The organism is Pseudomonas sp. S32, from assembly GCF_016648095.1.
Lineage (GTDB): Bacteria > Pseudomonadota > Gammaproteobacteria > Pseudomonadales > Pseudomonadaceae > Aquipseudomonas > Aquipseudomonas parafulva.
Window position 1 is genome coordinate 1 of the sequence record NZ_JACVVF010000099.1, and the last position, 3252, is coordinate 3252.

Genomic DNA, 3252 nt, shown 5'->3' on the forward strand with positions numbered 1-3252 from the left:
CAGACCATCTTTGTTGGTCAGCGTCACGGTGTAGGTGATGTCGCCGCCTTCTGTGACCGACGAAGTCGCGGTCAATTTGGCGACCACTTCGTCGATGGTGTCGGTGACTTTTACCGACGCATCACCACCCAGTTGCAGGTTTTCGAAGGTACGACCGTCGATGTCTACAGCGGACTTGATACCCAGGGTAATGTCGCCAGAGTCTTTGTAGACATCGTCTCCTTGTGCATCGTGAGCGTATTGGGCGCTGGTTTCACCGGCTTTGATGGTGATCTGAGCATTGTTGCTCAAGGTCACGACCAGGTCGTGGGCCAGTGCAGTGTTGATCTGCACGGTGAAGGTCGGTTTAACGTTTTCCGCGACCGAAGTTTGATCAGCCGAGATGGTGACTTGCACCAGGTCGCCTTGGTTGCCAGTGCCTGGGGTACCCGAGCCTGGCTCATCGGTGACAGTGGTACTGACCGGAGTTTTATCCAGGGTCAGTTGCTCGAACTTGCCGACGTCAGCGCCAGCAACAGAGGCGATGGATTTGACCACCGGATCGTTCGCACCGACATAGACGTTGTCCGGTGCGGTCACAGTGACCGAGCCCGTGGTGCCGTTCGCCGGGATGGTGATGGTGGTTTTGCCATCGTCCAGGGTGAAGGTCAGGGCGCCGTGATTGTTGATCGGCAGACCATCTTTGTTGGTCAGCGTCACGGTGTAGGTGATGTCGCCGCCTTCGGTGACCGACGAAGTTGCGGTCAACTTGGCGACTACTTCGTCGATGGTATCGGTGACTTTTACCGACGTATCACCGCCCAGTTGCAGATTCTCGAAGGTGCGACCATCGATATCTACAGCTGAAGTAATGCCGAGTTTGATTTCACCCGAGTCTTTGTAAACGTCATCGCCCTGCGCAGCGTGCTCGTACGACACGCTGGTCTGGCCAGCCTTGATGGTGACTTGAGCGTTGTTGCTCAAGGTCACGACCAGGTCGTGGGCCAATGCAGTGTTGATCTGTACGGTGAAGGTCGGTTTGACGTTCTCGGCGACCGAAGTTTGGTCGGCGGTGATAGTCACCTGCACCAGATCGCCTTGATTGCCCGTGCCTGGGGTACCCGAGCCTGGTTCATCGGTGACAGCCGTGCTGACCGGAGTTTTATCCAGGGTCAGTTGCTCGAACTTCCAAGCATCAGCGCCACTGACCGAGTCAATGGCGTTTTCTACCGCCGGATTTGTACCGACATAGACGTTGTCCGGCGCGGTAGTGGTAGCGGTGCCCACGGTGCCGTTAGCAGGCACTACAACAGTGGTGCCATCTTTCAGGTGGAAATACAGCTCGGCGTGGTTGTTGATCGGCAGACCGTCTTTGTTGGTCAGCGTCACGGTATAGGTGATTTCGCCGCCTTCGGTCACGGAAGAGGTAGCGGTCAACTTGGCTACGACTTCGTCGATAGTGTCAGTGACTTTAACGGACGCGTTACCGCCCAGTTGCAGGTTCTCGAAGGTACGACCGTCGATGTCTGCAGCCGCCTTGATACCCAGGCTGATTTCACCCGAGTCCTTATAAACGTCATCGCCTTGCGCAGCGTGCTCATACGAGGCACTGGTCTGGCCAGCCTTGATGGTGACCTGAGCGTTATTGCTCAGGGTCACGACCAGGTCGTGGGCCAAGGCGGTGTTTACGTGCACAGTGAACGTCGGTTTGACGTTCTCAGCGACCGAATCCTGATCGGCAGTGATGGTAACCTTGACGATATCGCCCTGGTTGCCAGTGCCTGGCGTCCCTGAACCTGGCTCGTCGGTGACAGTGGTGCTGACCGGAGTTTTATCCAGGGTCAGTTGTTCGAATTTCCACGCATCTGCGCCGCTGACCGATTCAATGGAGTTCTCGACCGCAGGGTTAGTGCCAACATAGACGTTGTCTGGGGCGATGGCAGTGGCCGAACCCACGGTGCTGTTAGCCGGCACTACAACAGTGGTGCCATCTTTCAGGTGGAAATACAGCTCAGCGTGGTTGTTGATCGGCAGACCGTCTTTATTGGTCAGCGTCACGGTATAGGTGATTTCGCCGCCTTCGGTCACGGAAGAGGTAGCGGTCAACTTGGCTACGACTTCGTCGATGGTGTCGGTGACTTTAACGGACGCGTTACCGCCCAGTTGCAGGTTCTCGAAGGTACGACCGTCGATGTCTGCAGCCGCCTTGATACCCAGGCTGATTTCACCCGAGTCCTTATAAACGTCATCGCCTTGCGCAGCGTGCTCATACGAGGCACTGGTCTGGCCAGCCTTGATGGTGACCTGAGCGTTATTGCTCAGGGTCACGACCAGGTCGTGGGCCAGGGCCGTGTTGATTTGTACGGTGAACGTCGGCTTGACGTTTTCAGCAACGGAAGTCTGGTCAGCGGTGATAGTGACCAACACCAGATCACCTTGGTTGCCTGTACCAGGAGTACCAGAGCCTGGTTCATCTGTCACACTGGTAGTGACAGTATCGCCGCTCAGTGTGAGTTTCTCGAAGTTCTCGCCCCCTGAGACTGCCTCGAGTTTGTTAGCCAACGCAGGCTGGCCACCTACATAGACATCGTCAGCAACCGTAATAGTGGCGCTACCGGACGCACTGTTAGCCGGGATAACCACCTTCGTGCCGTCGGTGAGGGTGAAGGTAAGTGCGCCGTGCTGGGTTACGGACAGACCTTGGGCATTGCTCAACGTGACGGTGTAGGTGACCTGCCCACCTTCGGTAACAGTCGCCTTATCGACGGTCAGCGTTGCAACGACTTCACTAATGGTATCGGCAATCTGAACAGTGGCTGGGTTACCGATGACCAGGTGCTCGAACGTTGCACCAGGGACACTAGCGTCAGCGATACCCACCGTGACGGAGCCTGGGTCTTTGATGACATCATCACCTTGAGCCTCAGTCTTGTACACGACTTCGGTTTTGCCCGCTTCGATAGTGACCTTGTCCCCGTTCGACAGAGTAACGGTGAGCGGGCGATCCAGAGCTTGGCTGACTTTTACGGTGAAGGACGGCTGCTGGTCTTCGGTCACATTGCCATTGCTGACGATGCTGACAGTGACCGTATCGATGCTGTCATTGATCGTGGTAACAGCCGGGGTCGGACTTGCGTTTAGCTGTTCGAAGTTGCCACCGGTGGCGTCCTTGATCGTTACGCTGACGGTCGAGCCGTTGTTGTACACATCGTTCGCCGGGGTCTGGAAATCAATACTGCCCTGGGTCTTGCCCGCCTCAACAGTGATGACCTG

Annotated in this window: 1 protein-coding gene; it reads right to left on the reverse strand. The window is 56.4% G+C overall.

Annotated elements, in window-relative coordinates; genetic code table 11:
- Positions 1-3252 (reverse strand): immunoglobulin-like domain-containing protein (locus tag IAE38_RS23610; RefSeq protein WP_328822909.1); only part of this gene is annotated, 3252 nt, incomplete at both ends.